Source organism: Amycolatopsis jiangsuensis (assembly GCF_014204865.1).
GTDB lineage: Bacteria > Actinomycetota > Actinomycetes > Mycobacteriales > Pseudonocardiaceae > Amycolatopsis > Amycolatopsis jiangsuensis.
Map to the genome: position 1 here is coordinate 5,973,638 of NZ_JACHMG010000001.1, position 16,460 is coordinate 5,990,097.

15 protein-coding genes are annotated in these 16,460 nt (G+C 70.4%); 5 read left to right on the forward strand and 10 right to left on the reverse strand.

The genetic code is table 11. The annotated features are described in order from the left end of the window. Nucleotides 1-35 precede the first annotated feature (35 nt). From BJY18_RS27105 to BJY18_RS27115, 3 genes are all read right to left on the reverse strand, one after another. Entirely contained in the window at nt 36-1,295 is a 1,260-nt protein-coding gene (locus BJY18_RS27105; protein WP_446680338.1) for an IS701 family transposase, read from the reverse strand. A gap of 195 nt (nt 1,296-1,490) precedes the next feature. Beyond that, entirely contained in the window at nt 1,491-2,009 is a 519-nt protein-coding gene (locus BJY18_RS27110) for a hypothetical protein (protein ID WP_184782758.1), read from the reverse strand. A 94-nt stretch (nt 2,010-2,103) separates the two neighbouring features. Continuing rightward, the gene (locus BJY18_RS27115; protein WP_184782759.1) at nt 2,104-2,874 is read right to left on the reverse strand and encodes an ESX secretion-associated protein EspG; all 771 of its coding nucleotides are present in this window, start codon (nt 2,872-2,874) and stop codon (nt 2,104-2,106) included. A gap of 146 nt (nt 2,875-3,020) precedes the next feature. Here BJY18_RS27115 and BJY18_RS27120 point away from each other — a divergent pair, with 146 nt between their 5' ends. Next, a complete protein-coding gene (locus tag BJY18_RS27120; RefSeq protein WP_184782760.1) occupies nt 3,021-4,679 on the forward strand; it encodes an AMP-binding protein in 1,659 nt (552 codons plus the stop codon). Between the two features lie 65 nt (nt 4,680-4,744). Here BJY18_RS27120 and BJY18_RS27125 read toward each other — a convergent pair whose 3' ends face one another. Further along, complete coding sequence (locus BJY18_RS27125; RefSeq protein ID WP_184782761.1) at nt 4,745-5,716, reverse strand: R2-like ligand-binding oxidase; 972 nt, start codon at nt 5,714-5,716, stop codon at nt 4,745-4,747. Further along, nucleotides 5,713-6,324, reverse strand: a complete 612-nt coding sequence (locus tag BJY18_RS27130; RefSeq protein ID WP_184782762.1) for a TetR/AcrR family transcriptional regulator — start codon at nt 6,322-6,324, stop codon at nt 5,713-5,715. The genes BJY18_RS27125 and BJY18_RS27130 overlap by 4 nt, the downstream gene beginning before the upstream one ends. A gap of 106 nt (nt 6,325-6,430) precedes the next feature. Here BJY18_RS27130 and BJY18_RS27135 point away from each other — a divergent pair, with 106 nt between their 5' ends. After that, complete coding sequence (locus tag BJY18_RS27135; protein ID WP_184782763.1) at nt 6,431-7,051, forward strand: HAD family hydrolase; 621 nt, start codon at nt 6,431-6,433, stop codon at nt 7,049-7,051. A gap of 600 nt (nt 7,052-7,651) precedes the next feature. On the opposite strand, the gene BJY18_RS27140 is transcribed toward BJY18_RS27135, so the two are convergent. Beyond that, entirely contained in the window at nt 7,652-7,879 is a 228-nt protein-coding gene (locus tag BJY18_RS27140; protein ID WP_184782764.1) for a hypothetical protein, read from the reverse strand. 131 nt (nt 7,880-8,010) lie between these two features. On the opposite strand from BJY18_RS27140, the gene BJY18_RS27145 reads away from it, so the two are divergent. Then, a complete protein-coding gene (locus BJY18_RS27145) occupies nt 8,011-8,397 on the forward strand; it encodes a cold-shock protein (RefSeq protein ID WP_184784866.1) in 387 nt (128 codons plus the stop codon). Between the two features lie 11 nt (nt 8,398-8,408). On the opposite strand, the gene BJY18_RS27150 is transcribed toward BJY18_RS27145, so the two are convergent. The 3 genes from BJY18_RS27150 to BJY18_RS27160 form a co-directional block, all read right to left on the reverse strand. Beyond that, nucleotides 8,409-8,885, reverse strand: coding sequence for a DUF2771 family protein (locus BJY18_RS27150; protein ID WP_184782765.1), 477 nt, complete (start codon nt 8,883-8,885; stop codon nt 8,409-8,411). Nucleotides 8,886-8,895: 10 nt separating this feature from the next. Continuing rightward, the gene (locus BJY18_RS27155; protein WP_376774771.1) at nt 8,896-10,683 is read right to left on the reverse strand and encodes an MFS transporter; all 1,788 of its coding nucleotides are present in this window, start codon (nt 10,681-10,683) and stop codon (nt 8,896-8,898) included. A gap of 572 nt (nt 10,684-11,255) precedes the next feature. Next, nucleotides 11,256-12,029, reverse strand: a complete 774-nt coding sequence (locus BJY18_RS27160; RefSeq protein ID WP_184782766.1) for a glutaminyl-peptide cyclotransferase — start codon at nt 12,027-12,029, stop codon at nt 11,256-11,258. A 51-nt stretch (nt 12,030-12,080) separates the two neighbouring features. Here BJY18_RS27160 and BJY18_RS37830 point away from each other — a divergent pair, with 51 nt between their 5' ends. Further along, nucleotides 12,081-13,409, forward strand: coding sequence for a DUF3027 domain-containing protein (locus BJY18_RS37830; RefSeq protein ID WP_184782767.1), 1,329 nt, complete (start codon nt 12,081-12,083; stop codon nt 13,407-13,409). Continuing rightward, entirely contained in the window at nt 13,406-16,219 is a 2,814-nt protein-coding gene (locus tag BJY18_RS27170; protein ID WP_184782768.1) for a sacsin N-terminal ATP-binding-like domain-containing protein, read from the forward strand. The genes BJY18_RS37830 and BJY18_RS27170 overlap by 4 nt, the downstream gene beginning before the upstream one ends. A gap of 12 nt (nt 16,220-16,231) precedes the next feature. On the opposite strand, the gene BJY18_RS27175 is transcribed toward BJY18_RS27170, so the two are convergent. Continuing rightward, on the reverse strand, nt 16,232-16,459 hold the full coding sequence (locus tag BJY18_RS27175; protein WP_184784868.1) for a DUF2530 domain-containing protein: 228 nt from the start codon (nt 16,457-16,459) through the stop codon (nt 16,232-16,234). Between the last annotated feature and the right edge of the window lies 1 nt (nt 16,460).

Here is a 16,460-nt window from a genome sequence, read left to right on the forward strand (position 1 = left end):
TTTCATTCTAGTACTCCAGCCGTAGATCGTGATGTTCATGGTTCTCGGGTGGCTTGTCGCTGGTAGTGGGCCTGCCGTGCTCGGTATTGGTGTTGTCTGCGCCAGATCGAGCAGCGTAGTCGGTGCGCGATGTCGGTGATCGGTGTGATGGCGAGTGTGGCGAATAGGTGCTGGACTTCGTTGCAGGTCAAGGAAATCCAGTCGGTCGAGGTCGCTTGCCGGGTGCGCTCGGTGGCGGCAACGATGGTGAGGAAGGCGTGGGCGAGCATCGCCAGGATGGTCCAGCGGTGCCAGGAGGTCCAGCGGCGGACTTGGTGCTGGTCAAGTCCGGTGAGTCCTTTGCTGGTTTGGAAGGATTCCTCGACGCGCCATCGGGTTCCGGCCACCCGCACCAGAACGGGCAGCGCGGTGGCAGTGGCTGCGAAGCAGCGGTAGAACGCGAGTTCTTTCGTGCGGCGGTTGCGCCGGATCAGCAGCCACCGGTGTCCCGCCGGTGTGGTGTCAGGGTCGATGTCGATCAGGGCCCAGTCGTAGTAGCGGTGTCCTTTCGCGCCCGCACCGGCGGAGAAGCGTTGCCACACGTGTTTCGGCAGCCGTCCCGCGAGGTCGTCGGGGCGGAAGGTGCCGACTCCGGTCGCGACGCGGCGGTCGCGTCCGATGGCCAGCACGTAGCCGGCACCACGGTGTTCCAGTTCCGTGCGCAGGTGCGGGTCGGCGCCATACACTTCGTCGCCGGTCACCCAGGACGCCGTGATTCCGGCGTCGAGGGTGCGGGCGATCATCTCGGTGGCCAGCGCCGGTTTGGTCGCGAACGCGATGTTCTCGTCGATTCCGGCCGCGTGGCAGCGTTCGGGGTCGCTGGTCCAGGACTTCGGCAGATACAGGGCCCGGTCCACGAAGGCGTGTCCCGCGGTGGTGGCGTAGGTCAGATAGACCGCGACCTGGGAGTTCTCGATCCGCCCAGCAGTGCCCGTGTACTGGCGCTGCGTCCCGACCGTGTGGCTGCCTTTCTTCACATCCCCGGTCTCGTCCACGATCAGGACCGCGTCAGTCTCACCGAGGTGCTCGACCACGTAGTCACGCAGGTCGTCGCGTACCGCGTCGGCGTCCCACACCGCCCGCGCCAGCACATGCTGCAACCTGTCCGGGCTCGGGTCCCCGACATACTCGGCGATGGTCCAGCAATTCTTCCGCGGCAACTCAGACATCAACCCCAGCAACAACTTCTCCGCCCCACGACGCGGTTCGACCCGCCCGAACCGGCCCGCGATCCGCCCCATGAGCTCATCGAACATCGCCCGCCACCGGACAGGGTCTATGCTCACACCTGCGGCCGTCAGGCGATCTTGGGAAGTCCACACAACCAACCATGATCAACTGTCGGCCGCACCCATCTCCAGGCACCCCCCCCCCCCACCAGCCCCGATCACGAAGTCCGGCTGGAGTACTAGGGCTTCGTTCCGCGGCATCGGATCCTGTTCCGAGTGGTTCTACTTGGGCAACAAGGGTTCTGCTGCTTCGGCGAGCTGACGGACTGATGTGCAGGACTGGTCGGTCGAGCCGCTGGAGAGAGACATTCCGACTACTGCACGTGATTTCGGCTTGACTTCCAGATCGACCACGCAGTCACCAACGGAGTCCACGGGCTTACGTTCGAGGATCGCAGCCCGATGATTGACGTCGCCGGTGCTTGTCGTGCTCGGATCGGAGATGTTGTCTTTGTAGCTGCGGCCGTCCTGGAGCAGCAAGCCGGCGCTACCGAAAGTCGGTTTGGTCGCGATACAGCCTTGCTTCGGGTAGGCCGCCGACGGCTCCGAGGGCGGGAAGCCTTGCCCCGCCAGCGCCTTGTCCAGGGTCTGGCAAGGGTCCAAGCCGGCCAGAGGCGTGCTCGACCGGGCGGGCGAGCTCGACGGTGCCGGCTTGGCGCTGCCGTCGGTGGAGCTGTCGCAGGCGGCCAGCGTGCAGCCGAGTGCGGCGAGGCAGGCGAGGATCACGAAGCGGCGAGTCACACAGTGCACACTACGGGTGAAGCGGGCGCGGTGGGGGTGAAACGTGGGGATCGGCGCAGGCGCCGCCCGAGGTGCCTCGGCGCATGGTCCCGCGTTACCGAACCCCGTCGCTGATGGTTTCGAACAGCCACTTCCGCAGGTGGGAGCCGTTGGACGGGGTGAACTGGCGGCGGAATCCGCCGTCTCGAAGAGGTTCGGAGAAGATCAGGTACCGGCCGCCGTCGGTGTCCACGACGGTGACGGTCGGGAGCGCGTTCAGGGTGCTGTTGCGGGGACGCAGCGCGAGGTCGACGGTGCAGAAGCGGTGGAGCGGCCACCGTGAGTACTCGGCGAGCGTGGCCTTGTCACGGCGCGACACGGTCGGTGCGTCGGAGGTGAAGTCCAGGTCGGAGTGGTCCGACGCTGTCTGCGCGCGGCTCGGTGCGGCTTGCGCGATCGCGATCGGCGGGACCGGGAGCGGCAGGTAGTCCGGGAACATGCTCAGCACCGTCTCCACGAGCCGTTCCGGCCGGATCTGCCGGAAATGCACCCCGCCGTCCACTTCTTCCGAGAAGACGCCCAGGCCGTCGCCGATACACGCCCGGTAGCGGACCGAGTTCTCCGGTACCTCGAGTGCACGCACCATGATCAGCACCTCGGGACGGGTCCACGCGCGCAGCGTGTCCGCGACGTCCGGGTCGAGCTTTTCGGCGTCCGCCAGGCCCCGTGAGCGCAGGGACTGCCACGCCTGCTCGGCCAGCCGGCGATGCTCGGTCATCGTCCGGCCCGCGCTGCGGATCTCGAACGGATGCCAGGCCGCGGGCAGGCCGCTGCGCTGCACCGCCACGTCGATCTCGGTCCAGCCCAGGGAGAATTCCTCCGGCAACGTCCCCGTCCCCTCCCGCGCGAACAATGCGAAACAACCCGCACCGAGCGTAGCGGAACCGGCACCGGACCCCGCCGGTCGTCGGCCGGGCCGGTGGTGCGGAGCTAGACTCGGCCGCGTCGACGACGACCGTCCGGGAGGACTTCATGCCCGCCACCCCCGCCCTGCCGAGCTACGCCTCCGGAACCTCCGACGTCCCCCTGCTCGGGGACACGATCGGCGACAACTTCGACCGCACGGTGGCCGCGTTCGGCGACCGGGACGCGCTGGTCGACCGGGATCCGGGGAAACGCTGGACCTACCGCGAGCTGGCCGCCGACGTCGACACCCTGGCCCACGGGCTGGTTTCGACCGGCATCGGCAAGGGCGACCGGGTGGGCATCTGGTCGCCGAACCGGGCGGAGTGGACCATCCTGCAGTACGCCACGGCCAAGATCGGCGCCATCCTGGTCAACATCAACCCCTCCTACCGGTCGCACGAACTCGAGTACGTGCTGAACCAGGCGGGCGTGCGGATGCTGGTGGCCGCGGAGAGCTTCAAGACCTCCGACTACGCGGGCATGATCGAGCAGGTCCGCCCGAAGTGTCCTGGCCTGGAGTACGTCGTCCTGCTGGGCACGCACTCGTGGGCGGAGCTGATGGACGCCGGCCGCGGCGGTGATCCGGCGCTGCTGGCGAAGCTGCAGGCGGGCCTGTCCGCGGACGATCCGATCAACATCCAGTACACCTCCGGCACCACGGGTTTTCCCAAGGGCGCCACGCTCAGCCACCACAACATCCTGAACAACGGCTACTTCGTCGGCGAGCTGTGCAACTACACCGAAGCGGACCGGGTGTGCATCCCGGTGCCCTTCTACCACTGTTTCGGCATGGTGATGGGCAACCTCGCGTGCACGAGCCACGGTTGCTGCATGGTGATCCCGGCCCCCGGGTTCGACCCGAAGGCGACGCTCGCCGCGGTCGCGGCCGAACGGTGCACCTCGCTCTACGGCGTGCCGACCATGTTCATCGCCGAACTCAACGATCCGGACTTCGCCACGCACGACCTGTCGTCGCTGCGAACCGGGATCATGGCAGGCTCGCCGTGCCCGGTCGAGGTGATGAAGCAGGTGATCGACCGGATGGGCATGGCGGAAGTGTCCATTTGCTACGGCATGACCGAGACCTCCCCGGTGTCCACCCAGACCCGCGCGGACGATTCGGTGGAGCGCCGGGTGTCCACGGTGGGCCGGGTCGGTCCGCATCTGGAGTCCAAAGTGGTCGACCCGGAGAGCGGGCTCACCGTGCCGCGCGGAACGCCGGGCGAGCTGTGCACCCGCGGCTATTCGGTGATGCTCGGCTACTGGGAGGAGCCGGACAAGACCGCGGAGGCGATCGACGCCGCGCGCTGGATGCACACCGGTGACCTCGCGGTGATGGACGACGACGGTTACGTCAACATCACCGGCCGGATCAAGGACATGGTCATCCGCGGCGGCGAGAACGTCTACCCCCGCGAGATCGAGGAATTCCTCTACACTCACCCGGATGTGCTGGACGCACAGGTGATCGGCGTACCGGACGCGAAGTACGGCGAGGAGCTGATGGCCTGGGTCCGGCTGCGCGAAGGCGCCGAGCCGCTGACCACCGAAGCGGTGCGCGAGTTCTGCCAGGGCAAGCTGGCGCACTACAAGATCCCGCGTTACGTGCACGTGGTCGAGGAGTTCCCGATGACCGTCACCGGGAAGGTGCGCAAGGTCGAGATGCGCCAGCAGTCCGTGACCCTGCTCGGGCTGGAGCAGGTCGCGGCGCAGCGACACGCCTGACCGGACGGCGGCCGTCCGAAGTGGACGTCCGGAGTGGACGTACCGAGTGGACGGCCGCCGCGTGGTCAGGCTTTCGCGGCGGCGGCCGCCTCGGCCAGCGCCTTCTCGTCCTCCTCGCCGAAGGTGTCCTCCAGCTGTTCGGGCGAGTAGTCCAGATCGATCTGCTCGACCGGTGTTCCGCGCGCCGATTCGATGGCGCCGAGCCGGCGCTGGGCGCGATCGGCGGCGTACCGGACGAGCTCCTCCGGATCGTTGTCGAACGGGACTTCCTCGAACTGGTCCTGCACCCACTGGATCATGTTCAACGCGTGCGGCAGCAGCTCACCCATCCGCTCCTGCACCGCGTCCCACAGCGCGTCGTCCGCGGCGACGTGCCGGCGGCAGGTGAAGGTGCCCCAGGCCATGTGCCGCCGTTCGTCGTCGCCGATGCGCCGCACGAGTTCCTGCATCCCGGGCAGGATCTGGTTCTGCGTGCAGATCAGCTGCCACGAGTAGTAACCGGTGAGCGCGAGACTGCCCTCGATCACGTGGTTGTAGGTGACGCTCGCGCGGATCTGGTTGAGCGGGCTGGGATCGTCTTCCAGCGCACGGAGCGACCGCGGCAGCTCCTCGTAGAAGAGCTTGCGGTAGTGCGGGTTCTCCGCGACGTAGGGGTGCAGGTCGTCGGTCAGCCCGACCGCGTCCATCCAGCGCCGGAACACCTCGACGTGTTTGGCCTCCTCGAAGCAGAACTGGGTGAGGTACATCTCGTCGCCGAAGCGCCCGGTGGCCGACATCGCCCGCAGGAACGGCTGGATGTCCTCGGTGACCGCCTCCTCGCCGGCGATGAACTGCGCGACCAGGTAAATGGTGGAACGCTGTTGTTCCGCGGTGAGCGTTTCCCATCCTTCGCGCTCACGGCTGAAGTCGAGGTCCGCCGGGTTCCAGAACTTCTTGTTGCCCTTGACGAACAGGCGCAACGGGAACGAATCCCAGTTGAGCCCGCCCCTGCGCAGCGACGAGAACCCGCTGCGCAGTTCGGGAAGCGTCTCGGTCATGGCTGGCCCTTCCGTTGCACTCCATTGTGGACGAACTGGTCGATGGCGGGGGTGAGCACCGCGACCACGGCGTCCGCCGCGTCGGTCGCGGAGTGTGTGGGCAGCACGAGGTGGCTGAGTGACAGCCGCGCCGCGGTTTCCGCGAGCAGCGCGGCGGCTTCGGCGGACAGCCGCGGTTCGTGTTCGAGGTACTGCCTGGCCGCCAGATCGGCGGCCGCGGCGAGGATCGGCTCGCCCCGCGTGGTGAGCAGCGGCAGCAGGTCCTCGCCGGCCTCGGTGCCGAGTGCCGCGGCGACGAGACGGTTTTCCCGGGCGTGTTCGATCGTGTAGACGACCGCGCTGTGCATCCCCGCGGTGAGGCTTCCGGCGGCCTCGAATCGGCAGCGGATGCCGTCGAGGAACTCTGCCGCGGTGCGCAGCGCGACCGCCTGGGTGAGTGCAGCTTTGTTGCCGAACTCGTTGTAGACGGTCTGCCTGCTGACACCGGCACGGGCCGCGACGTCGGCCATCCGCAGCGCGCGGTGGCCGTGGTCGGGCAGGAGTTCCGCGGCCGCGTCGAGGAGGGCTTCGCGCAGCGAAGCCTTGGTGCGCTCGGTGAAGCTCGTCACACGAACAGCTTGACACGCTTCAGGACGGTGTCAAGAACCTTTACCTGTCCGACGGCTGTGTACAGCGGTTCCGGAATTGTCGGTGGGGCCGGTTACCGTGGCGGGTGTGGGACTGACCGTGGGCTTCGACCTCGACATGACACTGATCGATCCGCGACCGGGGATGGCCGCGGCGATGAACGCGCTCGGCGTGGAGGCAGGCCTGCCGCTCGACGGGGAGCGGTTCGCCGCGAATCTGGGCCCACCGCTGGACGACGCCCTGCGGGGTTTCGAGGCGCCGGAGGAGCGGATTCCGTGGCTGATCGACCGGTTCCGTGCGCTGTACCCGGACGTGGTCGTGCCGGTCACGGTCGCACTGCCCGGCGCGGCCGAGGCGCTGCGCGCGGTGCGTGCGGCAGGCGGGCACACGATCGTCGTCACCGGGAAGTACGGCCCCAACGCGCAGCTGCACGTCGACGCACTGGGCTTCGAAGTCGACGAGGTGATCGGCGAACTGTGGTCCACCCGCAAGGCGGAAGCCCTGCTGGACCACGAGGCACAGGTCTACGTCGGCGACCACCTGGGCGACATCCGCGGAGCCCGCGCCGCCGGCGCGACCGCGGTGGCGGTCGCCACCGGACCGTGCACGCGCGAGGAACTGTCGGCCGAGGGTGCGGACGTGGTGTTCGACTCGCTGACGGAGTTCCCGGAGTGGTTCGCCGCCCGGTTCGCCGGACAGGCAGCTTGAGGAGGGGGAGTTCGCCTGAGCGGCTGGGTGTGGTGACCGGGCGGTAGTCCGGGCTGGTCCCAGGGGGATCGGCCGGACGGTGAGTCGGTCGTGGTTTCGCTGCGGGGAAGGCGTTGCACCGGGGTGTAGTCGCGCCGGGCTGCGTTCCGGAAGTGGTCTGGCAGGTGGCCGCACCCTCGCCGGGCGGGGCTTGTGGCGGGGCTGGAGGTGGCCGTGGTGCCGTGGTGCCGTGGCTCGCCGGGTCAGTGGCCGGGGCCCAGGTTGTCGTCGGGCTGGGCTGGTAGTCGGACTGGAAGTGGCGGGCTGGTTCGGCGGCAGGGCTGGAGGTGGCCGTCGCCGAGTTGGCCGTGTGGAAGTGGCGGGCTGGTTCGGCGGCGGTGCTGGCTGTGTGGGCTGGCTGTGTGGCCGTGGCCGGCTGGATCAGTGGTCGTGGCCGAGGTGTCAGCCGGGCTGGGTCGACGGCCGTGACCGCGGCGGCGGGCGAAGGCCGTTGCCGCAGCGGCGGTCGACGGCGTGGTCGCGCCGGGCTGGGTCGACGGCCGTGGCCGCAGCGGCAGGCGAAGGCCGTGGTCGCGGCGGCGGGTCCCGGCGAGGCGGAGGTCAGCCGGTTTTGGCCGAGCGGGCCTCGCGGACCAGGGCGATCAGGCCGAGCAGCAGGCCGAGTGGCGTGATGAGCCCGGCAGCCGCGCTCAGCCACACCGGCAGGTTCTCCAGACCTGCGGCGAACATCACGAACACCGCCAGCACCGCGACCATGCCGACGCCGAACAGGCCGATGCCGATCCGCATCAGGAACGGCTTGCCGGTCTGTTTCGCTGCGTTGTCCATGGGGCGAGGGTAACCGCCGTATCCGCTTCTCCCCAGTGGCTGTGGCGAGATAAGCTTGACCGAACGCGCGCCTCGGGTACGCCCGGGGCGCGTTCGTCGTGAGCAGCACAGCAGAAGGACTGGTGAGGGAAGTGCCGACCGGCAGGGTCAAGTGGTACGACGCGGGGAAGGGGTTCGGGTTCGTCACGCAGGACGGTGGCGCGGACGTCTACATCCCCAAGGGTGCGCTGCCGCAGGGGGTCGAGGGGCTCAAGGCCGGCCAGCGGCTCGAGTTCGGGGTGGCCGACGGCCGCCGCGGGCCGCAGGCGCTTTCCGTCCGGTTGCTCGATCCGCCGCCGTCGGTGGCCGAGGCGCGCCGCCGTCCGGCCGAGGAGCTGCACGGCCTCATCGAGGACATGATCAAGCTGCTCGAGCTGAAGGTGCAGCCCGACCTGCGCCGCAACCGCTACCCGGACCGCAAGCACACCAAGCAGATCGCCGAGATCATGCGTGCGGTCGCCCGCGACCTCGACCCGTGATCGGTGCCGGCTCAGTCCGGCCGCACCTGCAGTGACCACAGCGCGGTGGTGATCGCCTCGGCGTCGTTCGGGTCGCCGGTGCGGCTGATCACCGAGGCCTGGGCGATCTCCACCACCACGATCCGGTCATCCTTCGACGGCGGTGCCGCGGTGTAGGCGTAGCGGTCGCCGGAGGTGATGATCTCCTCCTTGAGCGGCTGCGGCCTGCCTTCGCCGTCCACGTACTGCACGGTGACCTTCCACGGCGTCTCGGCGACCTCCTTGGGCACCGAGATCTGCACCGAACGGCCCGGGCGCACCGTGAGCGTGCCCGCCGCACCCGGATTGGCCCCGCAGACGCCGGTCCGCACATCGCAGTTGCCGATCGGGCCGACGCGGATCGTGTGCCCGTCGCCGTAGAACGTCACCTCGGCCGGTCCGGGCGCGGAGCAGCCGGCCACCGCGAAACCACCGGCCGCGAGCACGGCCACCACACGGGAACGTCGCATGCCCGGAAGATTACCGGCGGCCCTGCACGGGGAAGCTGCCGGTGGGCTCGGGCCGCAGCGGGCGGTTGCCGCCGAGTCCGGGCAGCAGCGAACCACCGCGGCGCACCAGGTAGGTCTGCGTGAGCCCGACCGCCAGCAGCAGCGTGACCACCAGGAAGCCGATCCAGTACGTGGGCGGCAGCAGCAGCCCGACCGCCCCGCCGAAGCACCAGGCCAGCTGCAGCACCGTTTCCGAACGGCCGAACGCCGACGCCCGGGACTGCTCCGGCAGGTCCCCCTGGATCACCGCGTCGAGGCTGACCTTCGCGAGCGCGCTGGCCGTCGAGCCGACGAGGCCGACGACCGCCGCCGTGGCGAGCCCCGGCAGCAGCGTCGCGACGAGCGTGCTGAGCGTGGCGGCCGCCACGCAGCCCACCACGACCTGATCCGGTGAGCCGAACTGCAGCCGGGAGCCCAGCGCGTTGCCGATGAACCCGCCGGCCCCGGCCGCGGCACCGATCACCCCGAGCAGGAGCAGCTGCATGAACGGGCTGTGCCCGCTGCCTTCGGTCTGCGCCTTGACCGCGAAGGCCGCGAACATCATCAGGAAACCGGTGAGCACGCGCACCGAACCGTTGCCCCACAAGGCGACCACGATGTGGCGACCCATCGGCTGGCGCTGCTTGCGCTGCTTCGGCTCCGGATGCGCGGACAGCGACGTGGGCACCTCGCCCTCGGTCACCTCGACCCAGGACGGGATCCGCATCGACTGCACCGCGGCGGCCACGCAGATCGCGGCGGTGAACCAGAGCGCCCCCGCCGAACCGGAGAAACTGTTGACCCCACTGGCCAGCGCACCGAACACGCCGCCGGCCATCAGACCGAAGACGGTCACCCGCGCATTGGTCTTGGACAGCGTGATCTCCGGCGGAACGACGCGTGGCGTGACAGCCGCTTTCAGCACAGTGAACGACTTCGACAGCACCATCATGCCGAGCGCGGCGGGGTAGAGCAGCCAGTCGTCGAAGTGCAGGGCCATCACCACGGCCATCAGGCCCTGGCCGACCGAGGCAACGCACATGGCGAGCCGCCGCCCGCGCTGGATGCGGTCCAGCGCGGGGCCGATCACCGGCGCGACGAGCGCGAACGGAGCAATCGTGATCAGCAGGTACAGCGCCACCTTGCCCTTGCTTTCGCCGCTGGTGGCGGCGAAGAACAGGGTGTTCGCCAGCGCGATCGCCATGGCCGCGTCGCTGGCGTAGTTCAGCATCACCGCGTACATCAGGGAGGTGAGCCCGGATTTGTCCGCGCCGTCGGCCTTGGTGGCCCGCTGGAACACGCCGATGGCCTGCCCGCTCAGCTGACGGCCGCGCAACGCGGCCACCCGCGTGACGGTGAGCTTCTTCGGCAGCTTCGGCACCGATCCGGCGCCCGGGACCGCCGTGGTGCGCGACGCTTCCTCCGCATCCTGCCCGACCCGCGGCTCACCGGCGTAACCACCGGTGTCGTAGTGCTCGTACTCGCCGCTGCCGGGCCGATCGTCGTCCGGCCGCGGGCGGACCGGCTCGGTGCGGTGGTCGCGAGGAGGATACGGCCGCGCCCCGCGCGAGGGCGGTGGCCGGCGACCCACCGGAACTTCGCCGGTGGGCGCCTCGTCGGCGGTGGCCCGAGGCGGGCGATCGTCGTAGAACGGACTGCGCGTCTCCGGACGCAGGTGCTCGGTCCGGCCCCGCGGATCATGCGGAGCGCGGTTACCGGCACCGACGTGCGGCTCCGCGGCGGAGCTTCCGGGCCGGGCCCGCGGCGGATCCGGGGGGATGCGCTCCGGACGCGCGCGGGGTGGTTCGGCCGCAAAGGCGTCGGGACGAGGGCGCGACAAGTCTTCGGGGCGTGCGCGCGGTGGTTCGGCTGCGTAGGTCTCGGGACGTGCGCGGGGCGGCTCGGCTGCGGAGCCGTCGGGACGTGCGCGGGGCGGCTCGGGCGCAAAGGCGTCGCGACCCGCGCGGGGCTGCTCGCCTTCCGGCCGGGCCCGCTGGCCTTCCGGCTGGAACCGCTGCTGGTCGCGGACGGGCTGAGCGCGTGGCTGGTCGTAGCCGGACTGGGCAGGTGGCGGTTCATACCCGGGCTGCGGGTGGTCGGGCGGGAGCGGTGGGTCATAGTCCGGCGGCACCTGCCGCGTGCGCGGGTCGACGGCCTGGTCCACCCTGGTCGGCCGCGGCGCTTCTCGCCAGGAGCGGGCCTGGGTGGCGTTGGGCTCCGGGGTCCAGCGGCGCTTGCTCTTGCGGCCACGGCCTTTGCCCGGCCGCCCACCGAGGGGGCTGCCGGAGCCGGAGCGCGAGCCGAAGAGTGCCACGGTTCAATCCTGCCTCATCCGGGGGTCGTTCCGCCCGCTCACGTGCCGGTTCGCCGATTTTCCCCGACGAACTTCACGCGGAACGTCGACGGCCACAGTTTCCCGGTGAGCAGGAACTCGTCCGTACCGGGTACCGCGGCGATGCCGTTCAGCACGTCCTCGCCGGGACGGACCGGTGTACGCAGGCCGCTCGCGTCGATCCGGCCGGTGATCCGCCCGGTCCTGGCGTCGATGCGGAGGATGGTGCCGGTTTTCCAGACGTTCGCGTACACCGTGTCACCAACGCATTCCAGCTCGTTGAGCTGATCCTCGCCGACGTCGACGGAACCGGTGGCAGCAAACGTTTGCGGGTCACGGAAAGTCAGCTCCGATGACCCGTTGCTCATCACCAGCCGTCCGCTGGGCTGGTGGCACAGGCCCCAGCCCTCGCCCTCGTACGGCACGCGGCGCAGCTCGGCGAGCGTGCTCGAATCGCGTTCGATGGCGACGCCGTCCTGCCAGGTGAGCTGCCACAGCTTCGGCCCGAGCACGGTGACGCCCTCGGCGAACAGCGGTGGCGGCAGGGCCACCTCGTTGGCAGGTCGCTCGCCGGCCGGCCCCGCCGTCAGCGCGGACTGACCGGTGAGCCCGCGGCTTTCGTACAGCGTGCTGCCGGAGAATTCGAGGCCCTCGGTGAACGCCGAGGTGTCGTGCGGCAGCGTCGCGAGCACCTGCACGGCGAGCTGTTCGGCCGGGGCGGGCGTGGCTTGGGTACCGGCACAGCCGCCGAGCACAGCGATGGCCAGCAGGGGCAGGACGTTCCTGGTTCGCACGAGGAACAGCCTGGCACGGGCGTCGCGGATGCGTGCGGCACAATTGACGGTATGACGCTGCTGTTGACCCTGGACGACGGCTCTCTCCACCGGAAGCTCGCCGACGCCGACGACGTCGCGCGGGCCGCCGTGCTGGCGGACGCTCCGCCCGACCAGGTCGGCGACCACGTCGGGGTGGAGCGGGAGGACGCCGTTTCGCTGAGTCACCTGTTCGAGGCCTCGGTGCCCGGGTATCGAGGCTGGCGCTGGTCGGTCACCGTCGCGGTGGCCGGACCGGACGAGCCGGTCACGGTGAGTGAGCTGTCGCTTCGTCCCGGTCCGGAGGCGCTGGTGGCGCCCACGTGGGTGCCGTGGGACCAGCGGGTGCGCGCGGGCGACCTGGGGGTGGGCGACCTCTTCCCCACGGACAAGGACGACCCGCGGATCGTGCCCGCGTACCTCCAGTCGGACGATCCGGCGGTCGAGGAGGCGGCGCTGGAGGCCGGTCTCGGCCGGGTGCACGTGCTCTCGCGCCACGGCCGGCTGGACGCGGCGGCCCGCTGGCACGGCGGCGAGTTCGGCCCGCGCTCGGACATGGCCCGCAGCGCCCCGGCGACCTGCGGTACCTGCGGGTTCTTCGTTCCGCTCGCGGGTTCGCTGCGCGCCGGGTTCGGTGCCTGCGCGAACGACATCGCCCCGGCCGACGGCCACGTCGTGGACGTCCAGTACGGCTGCGGCGCGCATTCGGAGGTGCAGGTCGAGGTCACCTCCTCGGTCCCGGTGGCCGAGCTCGTGTACGACGACTCGCTGATCGAGTTCAGCCCGGACACGGCGCCGGCCCCCGAGAACGGCAGGGCGTCGGAAGCCGGCGCCGAGGAGCCGAAGCCCGGCGGCACGGCGGAAGAACCGACGGAGCAGGCGAGCGAGACGACCGCGGAACCGGGCTCGGGAACGAGCGCCGAAAAGCCCGCGGAAGCGGAGGCGGCTGCCCAGCCGGAGGCTGGTGAGGTGCCAGCGGCTGGCGAGGCGGGGGCCGGTGCGTCTGCCTCGTCTGCGGAGGCCGAGCCGAAGGTTGGCGAGGCGCCGGGTATCGGTGTGTCTGCGCCGTTGGAGGTCGAGGCGGAGCCCGGTGCGCCTGTCTCGTCGGAGGCCGGCGTGGTGGCCGACACCGGTGTGTCTGCTCAGCCGGAGACTGTCGACGCGCCGGAAGCCGAGACGAAGGCGTCCGCGGGTGTCGATGGCGAAGCCGGTGACACAGCCAGTGCCGAAGTTCGCCGTGAAGACCCTGCGGGCGAAGCACCTGCGGGCGAAAACCCCGCGGGCGAAAACCCCGCGGGCGAAAACCCCGCGGGCGAAAACCCCGCGGGTGAAGGTGCTGCCGGGGGCGACGCCCTCCGGTGAGTGAGGTCGGGCTGGGCGCCGGGGCGCCGGATCCGTTCGGGACGGGGCGGTTGCGTTCTGCGGTGCTGGCGGCTTGGCGGGATTCGCCGACGCGGTTCACCGAGGACGCCAACTCCGAGCGGGACCTGCGGGTCGGCGCCTATCGGGACCGGCTGTTCGTCGAGCTCGCGCAGAACGCGGCCGACGCGGCGCAGGCGGCGGGGGTGCCCGGGCGAATCCGGGCGTCCGTTGTGGACGGTGAGCTGCGGTTCGCGAACACCGGTGCGCCGCTGGACGCGCGCGGGGTCGAATCGCTGGCTTCGTTGCGGGCGTCCGGCAAGGAGCGGCTTGCCGCGGTCGGACGGTTCGGAATCGGGTTCGCCGCCGTGCTCACCGTCACCGACGAACCGCGCGTGGTGTCCACGACCGGGGCGGTCGGCTTTTCGGCCCGGCGCACCCGGGAGGAATCCGGCCGTCCGGGCGAGGTTCCGGTGCTGCGGCTGCCGTTCCCGGTTGCCGGGGAACCACCTGCCGGATACGACACCGAAGTCCGGCTGCCGCTGCGGGAGCCGGGACGGCCACTGCTCGACGAGCTCGCCGCCGAGGTCGGGGACCTGCTGCTCGCCCTGCCCTGGCTCGGCGAGGCCGATGTGGACGGTCGCGTGTGGACCAGAACGGGCGACGCGGTCGTGGAGATCCGTGGCCCGCGTGGCGTTGACCGCTGGCTGATGCACGGTTCGTGGGCGGTCCCGGTGGACGAGGAAGGAGCGCCCCGTCCACTCGAGGAGGACGTGCTGCACGCGCCGACTCCCACCGACGAAGGACTGTCCCTCCCGGCCCGGTTGATCGCGGCAGTGCCGCTGGAGCCGTCGCGGCGACGAGTCCAGCCCGGTGACGAGCTCACGAACGCGTTGCACACCGCGGCCGCGGAGTACGCCGGTTTGCTGCGGGCGCTGCCACCTGAATACCGATTCGCGCTCGTGCCGAAGGCCGGATTCCCCAAATCCACTGTGGATTCCCAGCTCCGCGATCTACTCTTCGGCGTACTGACCTCGGAGCCGTGGTTATCCACTGTGGACGGTGATCTGGTGTCCGGCCGGAAGGCGCGGGTGCTCGACGTCGATCTGCCGGGGTTGGCCGGGTTGCTCGCCGACGTGGTGCCGGGGCTGGTGGTCACTCCACCGTCGGCAGCGCCGCTGTTGAAGCCGGTTTCCGTGCAACAGTGGGGAATCGACGACGTCCTGGAACTGCTGACCGGGCTGGACCGGGAGCCGGACTGGTGGCGTCGGCTCTACGCGATGCTGGCCGAAGCCGTCGAGGGTCACGCGCTCGCTCCGGCGCAGCTCGAAGGGCTGCCGGTGCCGATGTCCGACGGTCGTACCCTGCCCGGCGCCCGGGGCGCGCTGCTTCTCGAAGGCAGCGGGGAACTGCTCGAGCTTCTGTCCGATGTGGATGTTCCGGGGCTGCGGCTTGTTCATCCCGCGGCAGCGCATCCGTTACTGGAACGCTTGGGCGCCAAGGACGCTGACGCGCGGCAGCTGCTGGAATCAGAGCAGCTGCAGTACGCCGTGGAACGCAGTGTGCAGGACGTTCGGTCTGGTTCGGACGGAATGGTGCTCGCCGGTGCGGTCCTCCGGCTTGTCGCCGACTGTGGTGACCAGGCGCCCGGCTGGGCGAGTGCGCTCGCGCTGCCCACAGTGGACGGATGGCGCCGGGCCGCCGAACTCGTGCTGCCCACTTCGCCGCTGCTGGAGATTTTCGACCCCGAGGTCTTCGAACCCGATGGTGCGCTCGCGGTGCTCGACGAGGAATTCGCCGAGGACTGGCCGGCCGCGACGCTCGTGGCCACGGGAGTGCTCGATTCGTTCGCCGTGGTCCGCGACGAGGAACCACACGAGCCCGACCACGACCTGCCGGACGAGGACCTGTGGTGGGAGGCATACGAGCCGGCGACCGTCGTCGCGGTACGGGATCTCGACCTCGTCGCGGACGACGCCTGGCCCGCCGCTTTGCGGCTGCTGGCCGCACGTCCGGAGACCTGGCAGGCGCTGCACACGCCGGACGGGCACGCCGCCTGGTGGCTCGGCCAGTACGCTCTGCTGGCCGGGGAACCGCCGGGCGCATGGCGGATGCCGTCGGCCACCGGGCTCGCCGGCTTGTACGACGTGGTCCCGGATCTCGGTCTCAGCACCGATCTGCTGCAGGTCGCCGGCGTGCGGACCGCACTGGACCTCACCACTGCCGAGGACGTCAGCGACCTGCTCGACCGGCTCGGCGATCCGGCGCGTACTCCGGCGCCCGGTCTGGTCGCCCGCGCGCACGCCGCCCTGGTGTCCGCGCCGGTCGAAGTGGCCGACCTCGACGCGCCGGCCCGCGTCCGGACGGCGGACGGCACGGTGACCGGGGACGCCGTGGTGCTCGACGCTCCGTGGTTCGCCGCGGTACTGGCGCCCGGCCGGATGGTGGTCGCGCCGGAAGATCCGCAACGGCTTGCCGAACTGCTCGACCTGCCCACGGCGAGTGGCCTGCCCGCCGAGGTGACCAGCGCCGGCGAATACGCGGCCTGGGCGGATCTGCCCGCCCTCGTGCTCGTCGCAGACCAGCTCGGGCTGGCTCTGCCGTCCGGCGGGGTGCTGCTGCACGACTCGCTGAGCGTGACCGTCGACGGCCGGGCGCACGACGCTGCGTGGTGGTCGGAGGACCGGCTGCACGCCGCCGACACCTCAGAGGGCCTGGCGAGGGCGTTCGCCTGGGCGAGCGACCAGTGGGCCGAGCGCTACCGGATCACCGCGCTGCTGGAGGACCCGGCACCTCGCACGCTGCTGAACTGACCTCGTGAGTGGCTAGAGGCGCTGGGCGGACCTCGAACCGCGGCGGGCGGCCGCGCGCTGCCAGAAGATGATGCCGAAGCCGATCAGGCCGAGCACGACCCCGGCGAGCGCGGTCTGCACCCAGACCCCGTGGGTGAAGAAGAACAGCACCACCAGCGCGACGAGCCAGAGCGTGGTACCTACGATCACCACCGGCGTCAGGTCGGTCAGCCGCTTGGGCAGCTCCGGCGTGTGCCGCAAC